The organism is Roseateles sp. (genome assembly GCF_052436255.1).
Taxonomy (GTDB): domain Bacteria; phylum Pseudomonadota; class Gammaproteobacteria; order Burkholderiales; family Burkholderiaceae_C; genus Pelomonas.
In genome coordinates this window covers 34,950-49,723 of sequence record NZ_JBQVNP010000022.1, presented here as the reverse complement: position 1 = coordinate 49,723, position 14,774 = coordinate 34,950, and the positions used below count along the sequence as shown (strand labels likewise).

Annotated in this window: 9 protein-coding genes; 4 read left to right on the top strand and 5 right to left on the bottom strand. The window is 67.2% G+C overall.

The window, feature by feature from the left end; all coding sequences use genetic code 11:
- The 5 genes from ACT6S0_RS07825 to ACT6S0_RS07805 all read right to left on the bottom strand — a co-directional run.
- Nucleotides 1-1,223: alpha-amylase family glycosyl hydrolase (locus ACT6S0_RS07825; protein WP_444763335.1), on the bottom strand; the 1,223-nt coding region annotated here is incomplete at its 3' end.
- Between the two features lie 5 nt (nucleotides 1,224-1,228).
- Nucleotides 1,229-2,119 (bottom strand): maltose ABC transporter permease MalG, encoded by an 891-nt coding sequence (gene malG / locus ACT6S0_RS07820; RefSeq protein ID WP_444763334.1) that lies wholly within the window; start codon nucleotides 2,117-2,119, stop codon nucleotides 1,229-1,231.
- Between the two features lie 104 nt (nucleotides 2,120-2,223).
- Complete coding sequence (gene malF, locus ACT6S0_RS07815; RefSeq protein ID WP_444763333.1) at nucleotides 2,224-3,804, bottom strand: maltose ABC transporter permease MalF; 1,581 nt, start codon at nucleotides 3,802-3,804, stop codon at nucleotides 2,224-2,226.
- Complete coding sequence (gene malE / locus ACT6S0_RS07810; protein WP_444763332.1) at nucleotides 3,801-4,961, bottom strand: maltose/maltodextrin ABC transporter substrate-binding protein MalE; 1,161 nt, start codon at nucleotides 4,959-4,961, stop codon at nucleotides 3,801-3,803. The genes malF and malE overlap by 4 nt, the downstream gene beginning before the upstream one ends.
- A 74-nt stretch (nucleotides 4,962-5,035) precedes the next feature.
- Nucleotides 5,036-6,160 (bottom strand): ABC transporter ATP-binding protein, encoded by a 1,125-nt coding sequence (locus ACT6S0_RS07805; RefSeq protein ID WP_444763331.1) that lies wholly within the window; start codon nucleotides 6,158-6,160, stop codon nucleotides 5,036-5,038.
- A 319-nt stretch (nucleotides 6,161-6,479) separates the two neighbouring features.
- Here ACT6S0_RS07805 and ACT6S0_RS07800 point away from each other — a divergent pair, with 319 nt between their 5' ends.
- Genes ACT6S0_RS07800 through malQ form a run of 4 tightly spaced genes read left to right on the top strand, consistent with a single transcriptional unit; the run spans nucleotide 6,480 to nucleotide 14,758 of the window.
- Nucleotides 6,480-8,978 (top strand): glycogen/starch/alpha-glucan phosphorylase, encoded by a 2,499-nt coding sequence (locus ACT6S0_RS07800; RefSeq protein WP_444763330.1) that lies wholly within the window; start codon nucleotides 6,480-6,482, stop codon nucleotides 8,976-8,978.
- A 4-nt stretch (nucleotides 8,979-8,982) separates the two neighbouring features.
- Complete coding sequence (gene glgB, locus ACT6S0_RS07795) at nucleotides 8,983-11,157, top strand: 1,4-alpha-glucan branching protein GlgB (protein ID WP_444763329.1); 2,175 nt, start codon at nucleotides 8,983-8,985, stop codon at nucleotides 11,155-11,157.
- An 11-nt stretch (nucleotides 11,158-11,168) separates the two neighbouring features.
- Nucleotides 11,169-13,250, top strand: coding sequence for a glycogen debranching protein GlgX (glgX, locus tag ACT6S0_RS07790; protein WP_444763328.1), 2,082 nt, complete (start codon nucleotides 11,169-11,171; stop codon nucleotides 13,248-13,250).
- Nucleotides 13,247-14,758 carry a 4-alpha-glucanotransferase gene (malQ, locus tag ACT6S0_RS07785; RefSeq protein WP_444763327.1) on the top strand — a complete coding sequence of 504 codons (1,512 nt, stop codon included), beginning with the start codon at nucleotides 13,247-13,249 and terminating at the stop codon, nucleotides 14,756-14,758. Before glgX ends, malQ begins: the two co-directional genes overlap by 4 nt.
- Nucleotides 14,759-14,774 lie beyond the last annotated feature (16 nt).

Genomic DNA, 14,774 nt, shown 5'->3' with positions numbered 1-14,774 from the left:
TTGCTGCCGAAGGCCGGGTCGATCTGCTTGTAGTCGGCCGCGTCGTACTTGTGGTTGCTGGGGGCGCGGAAGACGGGCGTCAGGTACAGGGCGTTGGCGCCGAGACCCTTGATGTAGTCGAGCTTGTCGATGAGGCCGGCCAAGTCGCCGCCAAAGAAGTCGTTGTTGAACAGCTGGTCGGAGCCGTCGCCCGTGCCGGGCTTGAAGGGCTTCTCCATCCAGCTCGCGTGGCGTTCCACGTCGCGGTCCTGGTAGCGGTCCTGCGGGCGGCCGCCGCCCGGGCGAGGGTCGTTGGTCTTGTCGCCATTGCGGAAGCGCTCGGGAAAGACGTAGTAGTAGACGCCGTCCTGCGCCCAGGGCGGCACTTCGAAGCCGGGCGCGTGGATGGTCTGGCGATAGCGGCGCACGCGGTTCGTGTTGTTGGGCAGCCGTTCGATCGACGCGACGCCCATCGAGCCCTTCTCCCGCGTCCAGTAGATGCTGTCCTTGTTGTTCTGCAGCGCGTAGATGCCCTGGGCCGTCTCGATCTCGAACCAGTAGCCATAAATGCCGGTCGCATCGAAGCGGTAGCTGGCCGCGAAGCCGGTGCCCATGCCGCGCGACTGCGGCGCCATGTCGATGCGCGCGACAGGCTCATAGGCCAGCTGTTCCTGGTTGCCGGTCATCTGGCGGCGTTCGATGACGAGGGTGGCGCGCTTCAGGCCGGGTACGTCGTTGCCGATGCTGAACTTGATCTCGCTGCCGGCCGGCTGGGCGCCGAACGGCGCCTTGAACTCGGCGTTGCGCGAGTCGAAGTGGGTCGTCAGCGCCGCCTTGTCGGTGATGGGCTTGGGTGGCATGGGCTTGAAGGTCTTGGGGCCCACCTGCAGGCTGGGCGCACCATCGGCGGCAAATGTGAGGCGCAGGGTGTGCTCGCCGGTGAACTCGCGGCGGATGTTGCCGGCGCCACCGCGCGCGGGCTCCCCCTTGGCGTCGCCGCCGATGGTGAGCGCGGGCGTCCACTCCTCGTCGGCGAGCTTGAACTCCTGCGCACCCTTGGCCCTGAGGTTGAGGAAGTAGGCGTTGCAGCGGTACTCGAAGGCCTGCTCGTCCTGGGCGGCCCAGTTGTTGATGCCGCCGCGGAGGTAGAGCGTGGCGTCGCCGAACGGCGCCTTGACGCAGGCGGCATGGGCCGCAGGGACGAATGAGAGCAGCGCTGCGCACAGCGCGAGTTTGTTGAGCATGATGTTCAGCCTTTGACGCCGCCAGCGGTGAGGCCGGACACGATCCAGCGCTGGGCGAGTAGAAAAACCAGCGTGATCGGCAGGCCCGACAGCACGGCCGCAGCCGCGAAGTCGCCCCACAGGAAGCGCTGGTCGTGCAGGTAGTACTTGGAGCCCACGGCGAGCGTGAGGTTGCCCTCTTCACGCAGCAGGATGCTGGCCACCGGGTACTCGATGATGGTGCCAATGAATGCCAGCACGAAGACCACCATCAAGATGGGCACGGCCATCGGCAGCAGCACGCGCGAGAAGGCCTGCCAGTGCGTCGCGCCGTCGACCTTGGCGTTCTCCTCGATCTCGACGGGGATGGTCTCGAAATAGCCCTTGATGGTCCACACATGCGTGGCGATGCCGCCGAGGTAGGCCAGCACCAGGCCGGCGTGGGTCTCGATGCCCAGCGCCGGCACATAGGTGCCGATGGTCTCGAAAATGGCGTAGATGGCCACCAGGGCCAGCACCGGCGGGAACATCTGCAGCAGCAGCATGCCGTTGAGCACCGGCTTGTCGAAGCGGAACTTCATGCGCGCGAAGGCATACGCCGCGCTGGTGGAGATGGCCACGATCAGGAAGGCCGAGATGGTGGCGATCTTGATGGAGTTCCACAGCCAGGTCAGCACGGGGAAGGGCGGCTGCACGAGGCTGCCGTCGGCCGCTTGATAGGGGATGCCCAGCGCGAGCTGCCAGTGCTCCAGGCTGATCTCGGTCGGGATCAGGCTGCCGGTGGCGAAGTTGCCCGGGCGCAGCGAGATGGACACGACGGCCAATAGCGGGAACAGCGTGATCGCGATGAAGACCCACATCACCGCATGCGCGGCGAAGGTGCGCCAGCGCGCTTGTTTGCCGAGAACAATGGCCATTCAGAACTCCAAAGACTTAACCACAGAGGCACAGAGACACAGAGGAAATGCAATTGAGGCTTTTCTCAGTGCCTCAGTGCCTCTGTGGTTGCATTTCCTGCATTTCACTTCTGCGCCCTCGCCGACATCCGCAGGTTGATCAACGACAGCGCCGCCACCAGGAAGAAGATCAGCGTCGAGATCGCCGCCGCCAGCCCGAAGTCGGAGCCCGAGTCCTTGAACGCGATGCGGTAGGTGTAGCTGACGAGGATGTCGGTCTGGCCCGCGGGCAGCTTGGTGGACAGGAAGTCCGGGCGGCCGTCGGTCAGCAGCGCGATCAGCACGAAGTTGTTGAAGTTGAAGGCAAAGGCGCTGACCAGCAGCGGCGCCAGCGGCTTGATGATGAGCGGCGCGGTGATCTTGAAGAAGTTGGTCGCGGGACTGGCGCCGGCGAGCGCCGAGGCTTCGTACAGGTCGGCCGGGATCGACTTCAGCAGCCCCGAGCACAGGATCATGATGTAGGGATAACCGAGCCAGACGTTGACGATGACCAGCATGCTCTTGGCCAGTAGCGGGTCGGCGAACCAGGCGGGCTTGACGCCGAACAGCGCGTCCAGGATGGCATTGATCTCGCCGAAGTTCTGGTTGAACAGGCCTTTGAAAACCAGGATGGAGATGAAGCCCGGCACCGCATAAGGCAGGAAGAGCAGGGTGCGGTAGGTGGTGCGGTACTTCATGCCCTCCCAGTTCAGCATCACGGCGAACAGCATGCCGATGGCCGTGGCGAAGAACACCGACAGCGCCGAGAACACCACCGTCCACGTGAAGATGGACAGGAAGGGCCCGCGGAACTCGGCGTCGAAGACCATGCGCGCGTAGTTGGCCATGCCGATGAAGGCCTTGAAGCCGGGCTGCAGCGTCTCGCCGGATGTCGACTCGAAGAAGCCGGTGTCGCGGTTGGGCCTGAAGACGGCGCCGTCGGCGGTGCGGGTCAGGCTGTCGTCGGCATTGGCGGTCCACTGCGGCTTGACGGGGCCGAACTCGCGCAGGCCGAGGTAGTGCAGCTCGGTCTTGTCCGGAGCCACGAGCACGAGCGCGGCGAGCGCTTCGCGGTGCTTGATCAGCTCCCGCAAGGGCAGGGCGGTGTTTGGAGGCGGTGTCGCGGCGTCGGCGGCGGCAACGTCCACGCGCAGTGGCTTGCCGGCGCGCAGGGCCAGGGGGGGCGAGACCCACTGCGGCCTGGCCTCGCCCTCGGCCTGCAGCGCGAGGCGGTATTCGGCGCCGCTGGCATGCAGGCTGTAGCTCAGCACCCGGTCTTCCACGGCGTCACGCTGCTCCAACAGGTATTCGCGCACGCGGCTTTCGCTGAGCAGATGGATGCTGGAGTAGTTGGTCAGCCCGATCTGGGCCGTGTAGACCAGCGGGAAGGCGATGAACACCAACATGCCGGCCACGCCGGGGAAGAGGTAGCGCCAGGCAAAGCCGCCGCGGCTCAGGTAGACGTAGAAGCCGGCGGTGAACAACAGCAGCACGCCCGCGGCCCAGGCGGCCTGGCCGGTGGTGTAGACCAGGAAGACGAAGTACAGGGCCGCGAGCATGCCGGCGAGGGCCAGCGGCCAGTGCAGCCACTTGGCGAGCTTCTCGGTGGTGGTGACGGGCAGCGTCGTGTAGGCGCCCTGGCCCAGGGTGGAGGTGGCGGCGGTCATTTGTTGAGCAGCATCCGGCCGGCCGCGCCGTCGAGCGCGTCCTTCGGGGATTGCAGTCCGTTGGTGATGGCCTCCAGCGCCGCGTCCATGGCGGTCCAGAAGCGGCCCACCTCGGGGATGTTGGGAATGGGCGCGCCGTTGCGGGCATTGATCATGCTGGCCGCGATCAGCGGGTTGACCGACAGCTCGGCATAGAAGGCCTTGTTGGCCGGCACGCCGATGGGCACGTCGGCGTCCAGCACCTTCAACGCCTCGGGGCGCATCAGGTGGTTCTCGATGAACTCCTTGGCGATGTCCTTGTGCTTGCTGGGCGCCGCGATCATGCAGCCCAGCACGCCGACGAAACTCTTGCTCGGCTTGCCCGGGACGACGGCGGGAATGCCGGCGACGCCGAAGTCGATCTTGGCCTTGCGCGCGTTGTCCCAGGCCCAGGGGCCGGAGATCATCATGGCGACCTGGCCGCGCGCGAAGCCCGTCTCCATCTCGGAGTAGCGCGCGCCCTTGGGCATGTGGCCGTCCTTGATCAGGCGCTCCAGCATGCGGGCGCCCGCCAGCGCGCCCGCGTTGTTGACATCGACCTGCCGCGGGTCGAAGTCACCCTGCGCATCGCGGCCGAAGATGACGCCGCCGGCGCCCGCGACCATCGGCCAGGTGAAGAAGCTCTTGTTGTAGTCCCACAGGATGGCGCTCTTGCCCTCGGCCTTGAGCCGCTTGTCGATGGCAATGACCTCGTCCCAGGTCTCGGGCGGCTTGGGCACCAGGGCCTTGTTGTAGATCAGGCCGGTCGTCTCGATGGCGAGCGGATAGCCCCAGATGCGGCCGCGGTAGCTCAGCGCCTGCCAGGCGGTCGCTTCGGATTCGGCCTTCAACCTGGCCGAAGGGCGCAGCGGCGTCAGCAGCCCGGCCTTGGCCCATTCGCCGACGCGGTCGTGCGGCCAGCAGAAGATGTCCGGCCCCTTGCCGGCGCCGGCGGCCTGCTGGAACTTGTCGGTCGCGTCCACCGGATGCTCGACGACGACCTTGACGCCCGAGGCCTTCTCGAAGGCGTCGCCCACCTTCTGCAGGCCGTTGTAGGCCTTGTCGCCGTTGATCCAGACCAGCAGCTTGGGTGCTTGTGCGGAGACTGCGGAAACGCAGCCACAGAGGCACAGAGACACGGAGAAATGCAAAAGGGACCTCAAGGCATTTTTCTCTGTGCCTCTGCGCTTCTGTGGTTGCATTTGAATCGCGTTCATGCCGACAGCTCCGGCGCGGCCAGCCGGCGCAGCGCCAGGCCGTTGGCATCGAACACGTAGAGCGCCTCGGCCGGCAGATGCAGGTCCAGCGCCTGGCCGGTGCGCAGGCGGTCGCAGCCATTGCGGCCTTCGAACTGGCAGGTCAACGGCTCTTCCAGCCCCGGGTAGGGGCAGTAGGCGAAGGTGACGCCGCCCAGCGACTCGACGAAGGCCACGGTGCTTTGCAGCAGGTTGCTCTGGCTGCCGCCCTGGCGGATGTGCTCCGGGCGCACGCCCAGCGTGACCTTGTCACCCACCTTGGCGCCGCTGCCGTCCACCAGCGCCCGCAGCACGACGCCGCTGCCGTCCAGCTTCACATCCACGTGGGCCGCGTCGACGTTGACCAGTACGCCGGCGATGAAGTTCATCTTCGGGCTGCCGATGAAGCCGGCCACGAAGAGATTGCGCGGGTGTTCGTACAACTCCAGCGGCGAGCCGACCTGCTCGATCTTGCCGGCGCTCAGCACGACGATGCGGTCGGCCAGCGTCATGGCCTCCACCTGGTCGTGGGTCACGTAGATCATCGTGGTCTTGAGGTCCTCGTGCAGCTTGGCGAACTCGTAGCGCATGCGCACGCGCAGCGCGGCATCGAGGTTGGACAGTGGCTCGTCGAACAGGAAGACCTCGGGCTTGCGCACGATGGCGCGACCGATGGCGACGCGCTGGCGTTGACCGCCGGACAGGTCTTTGGGTTTGCGATCCAGCAGGTGTTCGATGTGGAGAATCTTTGCGGCGTTTCTCACCGCGGTCTCGATCTCCGCCTTCGGCACCTTGGCCAGCTTCAACCCGAAGGCCATGTTGTCGTACAGATTCATGTGCGGGTAGAGCGCATAGGACTGAAACACCATGGCGATGCCACGCTCGCTGGGCGGGATGTCGTTGACGACGCGGCCACCGATGGTCAGTTCGCCACCGGTGATCTCCTCCAGCCCGGCAATGGTGCGCAGCAGCGTCGACTTGCCGCAGCCCGAGGGGCCGACAAACACCATGAACTCGCCGTCGCGGATCTCCAGGTCGATGCCGTGAAGGATGCGGATGTCGCCATAGGCCTTCTCCACGCCGGTCAGTCGAACGTCTGCCACTTCTAACCTTTCAGTCGCCGGGCGGCTGGTTCTGTTGAACGTCGCCGGCTTGCCTCGTCTTCGGTGTCGAAATTTCTTCTCGTCGACCACCTTTGTAGACAATATACATTTCCAGGCCGCATGAAACAACAGCGGTTTCCCGCCTGAATCTCCATCAATTCGTTGAAAATCAACAGCTTGCAAAACGTGTCGGGTTTTCCCGATGTAGTCAAACTACACAATGGGCCGGAGCTGTTCGATACTTCGGCCGACGCTGCCCGTCGAGTAGCATTCTTGCCCCCGTCGCCGGGGGCCGGCACTGATGAACTCCCCAACCCGCATGCCCGTTCAACGCAAGTCCAGCCCCAAGGCCTCCGCCGCCATGAAGAAGCCGACTGCCCTCTCCGCCGAAGACGCAGCACTGCGCGCCGCCTTCGAGACCGCCTACGAGCGCGAGCTGTCGCAGTCCAGCCACGGCGCCACGCCCCAGGCCGCCCTGCATGCGGCCGCACTGGCCTGCCGCGAGACGCTGGCGCGCCGCTGGGCCACCACGCAGGCGCAGGACGCGCAGCGCGGCGACAAGGCGCCGGTCCGCCGCGTGCACTACCTGTCGATGGAGTTCCTGATGGGACGTGCGCTGTCCAACGCGCTGGCTGCCTTGAGGCTGGTCGAGCCGCTGGAAGCCAAGCTGGCCGAACAGGGTCTGGCCCTGGGCGACGTGCTGGAGCGCGAGCCCGATGCGGCCCTGGGCAATGGCGGCCTCGGTCGCCTGGCGGCCTGCTTCCTGGACTCCTTCGCCGAGCTGGAGCTGCCGTCTTTCGGCTACGGCCTGCGCTATCGCTACGGCACGTTTGCGCAAATCATCAGCCAGGGCCGCCAGCTGGAGCAGCCCGACGACTGGACGCGCGACTCGCCCGCGTGGGAGCTGCCGCGCCAGGACCTGCGCTACCACGTCGGCTTCGGCGGCCGCATCGAGGTCGACGCGTCCGGCGTGCGCCGCTGGCAGCCCGCCGACAGCATCGAAGCGCAGGCCTTCGACTTCATCGTGCCGGCCCACCACAGCGACCGCGTCTCGACGCTGCGCCAGTGGCAGGCCACGGCCGCGCCCATCGCCTTCAAGCCCTTCTGCGAGGGCGACTACGCCCGCGCGGCCCGTCACCAGGTGCTGGCCGATGCGCTGAACTGGGTGCTGTACCCGGACGACTCGACCGAGGCCGGCCGCGAACTGCGCCTGAAGCAGGAAGCCTTCCTCGTCAGCGCCTCGCTGCAGGACCTGATCGCGCGCCACCTGCGCGAGTCCGGCTCGCTGCACAACCTCGGCAAGACCAACGCCGTCCACCTCAACGACACGCATCCTGCGCTGGCGCCCGCCGAGCTGATGCGCCTGCTGCTGGACGAGCACGGCCTGGGCTGGGATGAGGCCTGGAAAATCACGCGCCAGGCGGTGGCCTACACCAATCACACGCTGATGCCCGAGGCGCTGGAGACTTGGGCCGTGCGCATGTTCGAGAACCTGCTGCCGCGCCACCTTGAGATCATTTACGAGATCAACCACCGCTTCCTGGAAGAGGTACAGGCGCGCTTCCCCGGCGACCATGCCTTCGCCGCGCGCGTATCGCTGATCGACGAGGGCCACCATGGCAGCGAGCGCCGCGTGCGCATGGCGGCCCTGGCGCTGGTCGCCTCACACCGCGTCAACGGCGTGGCCGCGTTGCACTCCGAGCTGATGGTGCAAACCATCTTTGCCGACTACGCGCGCCTGTGGCCCGAGCGCTTCCACAACGTCACCAACGGCGTCACGCCCAGGCGCTGGCTGGAGCAGGCCAACCCGCTGTTGTCCGGCCTGTTGGACAGCCGCATCGGCGCAGGGTGGCGCAAGGACCTGTCTGAACTGGGTGAGCTCAAGGCCCTGGCTGCCGACCGCGGGCTGGGTGATGAGTTCCTGGCCATCAAGCGCGCCAACAAGGAGCGCCTGGCCGCGGTCATCCGCCGCGAGCTGGGCATTTCGGTCAACGTCGACAGCCTGTTCGACATCCAGATCAAGCGCATCCACGAGTACAAGCGCCAGCTGCTGAACATCCTGCACGTCGTCAGCCGCTACCAGGCGATCCGCGACAACCCGGACGCGAACTGGGTGCCGCGTACCGTCATCATTGCCGGCAAGGCGGCCTCCGCCTACCAGACGGCCAAGAGCATCGTGCGGCTGGCGCATGACGTGGCCCGCGTCATCAACAGCGACCCGCGCGTGGGCGACAAGCTCAAGCTCGTCTTCCTGCCCAACTACGGCGTCACGCTGGCCGAGGCCATCATCCCGGCGGCCGACCTGTCGGAGCAGATCTCGACGGCCGGCACCGAGGCCTCGGGCACCGGCAACATGAAGTTCGGCATGAACGGCGCGGTCACCATCGGCACCTGGGACGGTGCCAACATCGAGATGGCCGAGGCTTGTGGAGCGGAGAACATGTTCACGTTCGGCCTGCGTGCCGACGCGGTCGCCAAGATCAAGCAGCTGGGCTACGACCCGCGCCTGTATGTCGAAGAGAATCGCCAGCTCAAGCGCGTCATCGACGCCATCTCCGCGGGTGTCTTCAGCAACGGCGACACCGAGCGCTACCGCAGCCTTGTCGACAGCCTGCTGCACCGCGACGTCTACCTGCTGATGGCCGATTTCGCCGATTACGTGGCCACCCAGGCCAAGGTCGACGCCTTGTTCGCCGACCGTGCCGCCTGGGCCGAGCGCGCCCTGCGCAACATTGCCGGCATGGGCCCGTTCTCGTCCGATCGCACGATCGCCGAGTACGTGGACCGTGTCTGGTCCGTGAAGAGTCTGGATCACTGAACTGATGCTGAACGACGCCGACGTTGACTCCCTGCTGGCGGGTCGCCATGCCGATCCCTTCGGCCGGCTGGGCCTGCACGCAGACGACAACGGTCGGCTCTGGGTGCGTGTGCTGCTGCCGGGCGCCGACGAGGTAGCGCTGCTGGACGCTGGCAGCAAGAAGCGCATCGTCGAGCTGGAGCGTCGCCGCGGTGACTTGTTCGAGGCCCTGGTGCCGCGGCGCAAGCACCGCTTCGACTACCGCCTGGCGGTGAGCTGGACGGGCGGCGGCGAGGGCGTTTATGCCGACCCCTACAACTTCTACCCGCAGCTCAGCGACGCGGAACTGCAGGCCCTGGCCGAGGGGCGCAACACCCGACCCTACCTGAGTCTGGGCGCCCATGTCGTGCAGTACGGCGACGTCAGCGGCGTGCGCTTCGCGACCTGGGCGCCCAACGCGCGGCGCGTCAGCGTCGTCGGCAACTTCAACAACTGGGACGGCCGCCGTCACCCGATGCGGCTGCGGCACACGGCTGGTGTGTGGGAGATCTTCGTCCCGCACGCCACCCTGGGCGACCTCTACAAGTTCGAGATCGTCAGCGGCGCCGGCACGCTGCTGCCGCTCAAGGCCGACCCCTATGCCCGCCGCGCCCAACTGCGGCCCGACACGGCCAGCATCGTCGCGACCCTGCCCGAACCGACAGCGTTGCCGCGCCAGCGCGAGCGCGCCAACCGGCGCGAGTCGCCCATCAGCGTCTACGAAGTGCATGCGGCCTCCTGGCGCCGCGGCGCGGGGGAGTTCCCGACCTGGGACGAGCTTGCCGAGCAACTGCCGGCCTATGTGGCCGACATGGGTTTCACGCATCTGCAGCTGATGCCCATCACCGAATACCCGTTCGACGGCTCCTGGGGCTACCAGACGTTGGGCCTGTATGCGCCCAGCGCCCGCTTCGGCCCGCCCGAGGGTTTCGCGCGCTTCGTCAAGGCCTGCCATGAACAGGGCCTGGGCCTGCTGCTGGACTGGGTGCCGGCGCACTTCCCCGCAGACCCGCACGGCCTGGTCGAGTTCGACGGCACGCGCATCTACGAATATGCGGACCCCAAGGAAGGCTTCCACCGCGACTGGAACACGCTGATCTACAACTTCGGCCGCACCGAGGTGCGCCAGTTCCTGATCGGCAGCGCGCTGTACTGGATCGAGCGCTGGGGCGTGGACGGCCTGCGCGTGGACGCCGTGGCCAGCATGCTCTACCGCGACTATTCGCGCCCCGAAGGCGAGTGGATCCCGAACGCTCGCGGCGGCCGCGAGAACCTGGAGGCCATCTCGCTGCTGCGCGAGATGAACGAGCATGTCGGCGAGGTCGAGGGCGCCATCAGCGTGGCCGAGGAAAGCACCAGCTTCCCTGGCGTCTCGGCCCCCACCTACGCGGGCGGCCTGGGCTTTCACTACAAGTGGAACATGGGCTGGATGAACGACACCTTGCGCTATATGGCCGAGGACCCGATCAACCGCCGCTGGCATCACGACAAGATGACCTTCGGGCTGATCTACGCGTTCAGTGAGAACTTCGTGCTGCCGATTTCCCACGACGAGGTCGTGCACGGCAAGGGCTCCATGCTCAGCAAGATGCCCGGCGACGACTGGCAGAAGTTCGCCAACCTGCGCGCCTACTACGGCTTCATGTGGGGGCACCCGGGCAAGAAGCTGCTCTTCATGGGCCAGGAGTTCGCGCAGCGGCAGGAGTGGAACCATGCCGAGCCGCTGCCTTGGGCCCTGCTGGAAGACGACCGCCACGCCGGCGTGCAGCGCCTGGTGCGCGACCTCAACAAGCTCTACCGCGACCACTCCGCGCTGCACCGGCTGGACTGCGAGGCCGGCGGCTTCGAGTGGATCAGCGCCCACGACGCCGAGCATTCCATCTACGCCTGGGTGCGCCGCGACGGCACGGGCCGCATGGTCATCGTCGTGGTCAACATGACGCCGGTGCCGCGTGAGGGCTACTCGCTCGGTGTGCCGGACGGCGTGACGGCCTGGAAGGAAGCGCTGAACACCGACTCGGCCTATTACGGTGGCAGCAACATGGGCAATGGCGTCGCGGCGGCCGGCTTGCCGGTGCAGGCGCAGCCAGCGCATGGTCGCCGTCTGTCGATCACGATCAACCTGCCGCCGCTGGCCACGCTGTTCTTCGTTCCTATTTGAGTCTGTAGTCCATGGCTCATCTGCCTGATCTGCAACCCGGCTGGCATGAGCCGCTGGGCTCCCTCACGCGGGACGGCGGCGTCAACTTCGCCTTTGCCAGCGAGCATGCGGCGCGCATCGAGCTTTGCGTTTTCGACGCCGAAGGCCAGCGCGAGCTGCGCCGCTACACGCTGGACGGCCCGCATGACGGCGTTTTCCACGGCTTCCTGCCCGGCGTTGGCGCGGGCCTCGTCTACGGCCTGCGTGCGCACGGGCCGTATGCGCCCGAGCAGGGCCACCGCTTTAACCCGCACAAACTGCTGCTCGACCCGTACGCGCGCGAGATCGTCGGCCACTTCGGCTGGCGCGCCGAACACCACGGCTACGAGCTGGGCCATCCGGACGGCCCCCGCTCGCTGGACACGCGGGACAACGCCACGCAGGCGCTCAAGGCGCGCGTCGCGGCTGCACCAGTTGTGCATGCGCGCGCACACAAGCCGCGCCGCCCGCCCAGCGAGGTCGTGCTCTACGAGGTCCACGTCAAGGGCTTCTCCAAGCTGCTGCCCGGTGTGCCGGAAGACCTGCGCGGCACCTACGCCGGCCTGGCCCACTCGGCGTCAATTGCGCATTTCAAGCGCCTGGGCGTGACGACGCTCTCGCTGCTGCCGGTGCACTACTGCATAGCCGAACCCCACCTTGCCGAGCGCGGCCTGCAAAACTACTGGGGCTACAACACGCTGGGCTTCTTTTGCCCTGATCCGCGTTGGGCCAAGGCCGAGCACCGGCACGACCCGGCCGCCGTGACGGCCGAATTCCGCCTGATGGTCGACACCCTGCATGCCGCCGGCCTGGAGGTCGTGCTCGACGTCGTCTACAACCACACGCCCGAGGGCAACGAGTTCGGCCCGACGCTGAGCTTCCGTGGCCTGGACAACGCCACCTGGTACCGCCTCGTCGCCGATGACCAAAGCCGCAACGAGAACCTGACCGGCTGCGGCAACACGCTGCGCTGCTCGCATCCGCGCGTGACGCAGTTCGTGCTCGACTCGCTGCGCTATTGGGTGGCCGAGATGGGCGTCGATGGCTTCCGCTTCGACCTCGCACCCGTGCTGGGCCGCGGCGCGCATGGCTTCGAGACCGATGCGGCCTTCTTCACCGCGCTGCGCCAGGACCCGGTGCTGGCGGGCGTGCACCTCATCGCGGAGCCCTGGGACGCGGCCTACGACGGCTACCAGGTGGGGCGCTTCCCGGGCCGCTTCCTGGAATGGAACGACAAGTTCCGCGACGCCGTCCGGGGCTATTGGTTGGGCGCTGGTCCGGGTGTCGGGCGTGGTGAGTTTGCGCGGCGCTTCATGGCTTCCAGTGATGTCTTCCACCACGGCCAGCGCCTGCCGACCGCGTCGGTCAACTTCGTCGCCGTGCACGACGGCTTCACGCTCGCCGACCTGACGAGTTACTCCACCAAGCACAACCACGCCAACGGCGAGGACAACCACGACGGCCGCGACGGCGAGCTGGCCGCCAACTTCGGCGCCGAGGGCCCCACCGACGACGCGGCCATCAACGCCACCCGCGAGCGCGTGCGCCGCGCGTTGCTCGCCACGCTGCTGTTGGCCCAGGGAACGCCCATGCTCTGCGCCGGCGACGAGATCGGCAACAGCCAGGGCGGCAACAACAACGCCTATTGCCAGGACAACCCGACCACCTGGCTGAACTGGGACAGCGCCGACGGCCGCATGACCGAACTGGTGGCCGAACTGCTGGCACTGCGCGCCGCCGAGCCGCTGTTGCGCCACCCGCGCTGGTTTGCATCCTCCGGCGAGGCCAGCATCGCCTGGTATGCGCCCAGTGGCCACCAGATGAGCCCGCACGACTGGCACGACGCCGGCCAGCGCGCCTTCGGTGCGCAGCTGCGCGAGGCGGACGCCGCCGCGCCGCGTCTGATGATCGTCTTCAACCCCGACCCGGCGCCGCTCCCCTTCCTGCTCTGCAACGGGCCATGGCGGCTGGTGCTCGACAGCAGCGGCGAATCGGCTGCGCCCCTCATCCTTCCTGGCCAGCCGCTCAACGTGCCGGCCCGTTCCCTGCTCGTCCTTCGGCACACACCGACATGAACCTGAACCAACGCGCCTCCGGTGTGCTGCTGCACATCACCTCGCTGCCCGGCCCGCACGGCATGGGCGATTTCGGCCCCGATGCCTACCGCTTCGTCGACTGGCTGCAGTCCGCCGGCCAGCGCATCTGGCAGCTGCTGCCGACGACACCCATCGGCCCCGGCGACAGCCCCTATCAAGGCGTATCAGCCTTTGCCGGCAGCCCCTGGATGGTGGCCCTGGAGCCGTTGATCGCCAAGGGCTGGCTGTCCCAGCCCGACGTGCCGGCCTTCAGCGGCGAGCTGATCAACTACGGCGAAGTCACGCCCTGGCGCGAACAGCAACTGCGCGCCGCCGCCCAGGGGTTCTTCACCCACGCCGCCGACGTCGATCGCATCGCCTTTGCCAAGTGGTGCCTGGAGGCACAGAGCTGGCTGGACGACTATGTGCTGTTCATGGCCATCCGCTCGCCGCTGAACGGCCAGCCCTGGTGGGAATGGTGCGAAGGCCTGAAGAAGCGCGAGCCCGCGGCACTGGCGGCAGCGCGCAAGGAATACGCCGACGAGATCGCCTTCTGGCAGTTCGTGCAATGGCAGTTCGATGTGCAGATCCAGGCGCTCAAGGCCTATGCCAACGAGCGCGGCGTGCACCTCATGGGCGACCTGCCCATCTTCGTCGCGCACGACAGCGCCGACTGCTGGGCGCGGCCCGACCTCTACGAGCTGGACGATGAGTTCCAGACCACGGTGGTCGCCGGCGTACCGCCCGATGACCTCGGCCCGCTGGGGCAGCGCTGGGGCAACCCGCTGTACCGCTGGGACAAGATGGCCGAGGAGAACTACGCCTGGTGGACGGCGCGTATCCAGCGTGCGTTGAGCCAGGCCGATGTCTTTCGCATCGACCACTTCCGCGGCTTTGCCGGCTACTACGAGATCCCCGGCGACAGCCCGGATGCCAAGCGCGGCCAGTGGAAGGCCGGCCCCGGCATGGCGCTGTTCGACGCCATCAAGAGTGCTTTGGGGCCGCTCCCCATCGTGGCCGAGGACCTGGGTTTCATCACCGACGACGTGCATGCGCTGCGCGATGGCTGCGGCTTCCCCGGCATGAAGATCCTGCAGTTCGCCTTCGGCGCCGAGGGGGACCACGAGTTCCTGCCGCACATGTGGCCCAGGGCGTCGGTGGCTTACACCGGCACGCACGACAACGATACCGTGCGCGGCTGGTGGGACCAGGCAAAACCACGTGAACGCGCGTTCGCGGGCTCGTATCTCGCGTGCGGCGAGCACGACGTGCATTGGGCCATGATCCGCGCCTGCGCCAACTCGGTGGCCAACATGGCCGTCTACCCGTTGCAGGACGTGCTCGGCCTGAACAGCAGCCACCGCATGAACGTGCCCGGCGTGCTCGGCGGCAACTGGGGCTGGCGTTTCCACTGGGGCATGCTCGGTGTGGAGCCGGCGCGGGTACTCGGGCTCATCACGGCGGCGTCCGGCCGCGGGCCGTTCGAGCTGCTGAATCTGCCGGCGTGATTGCCGGCCGTTGTCG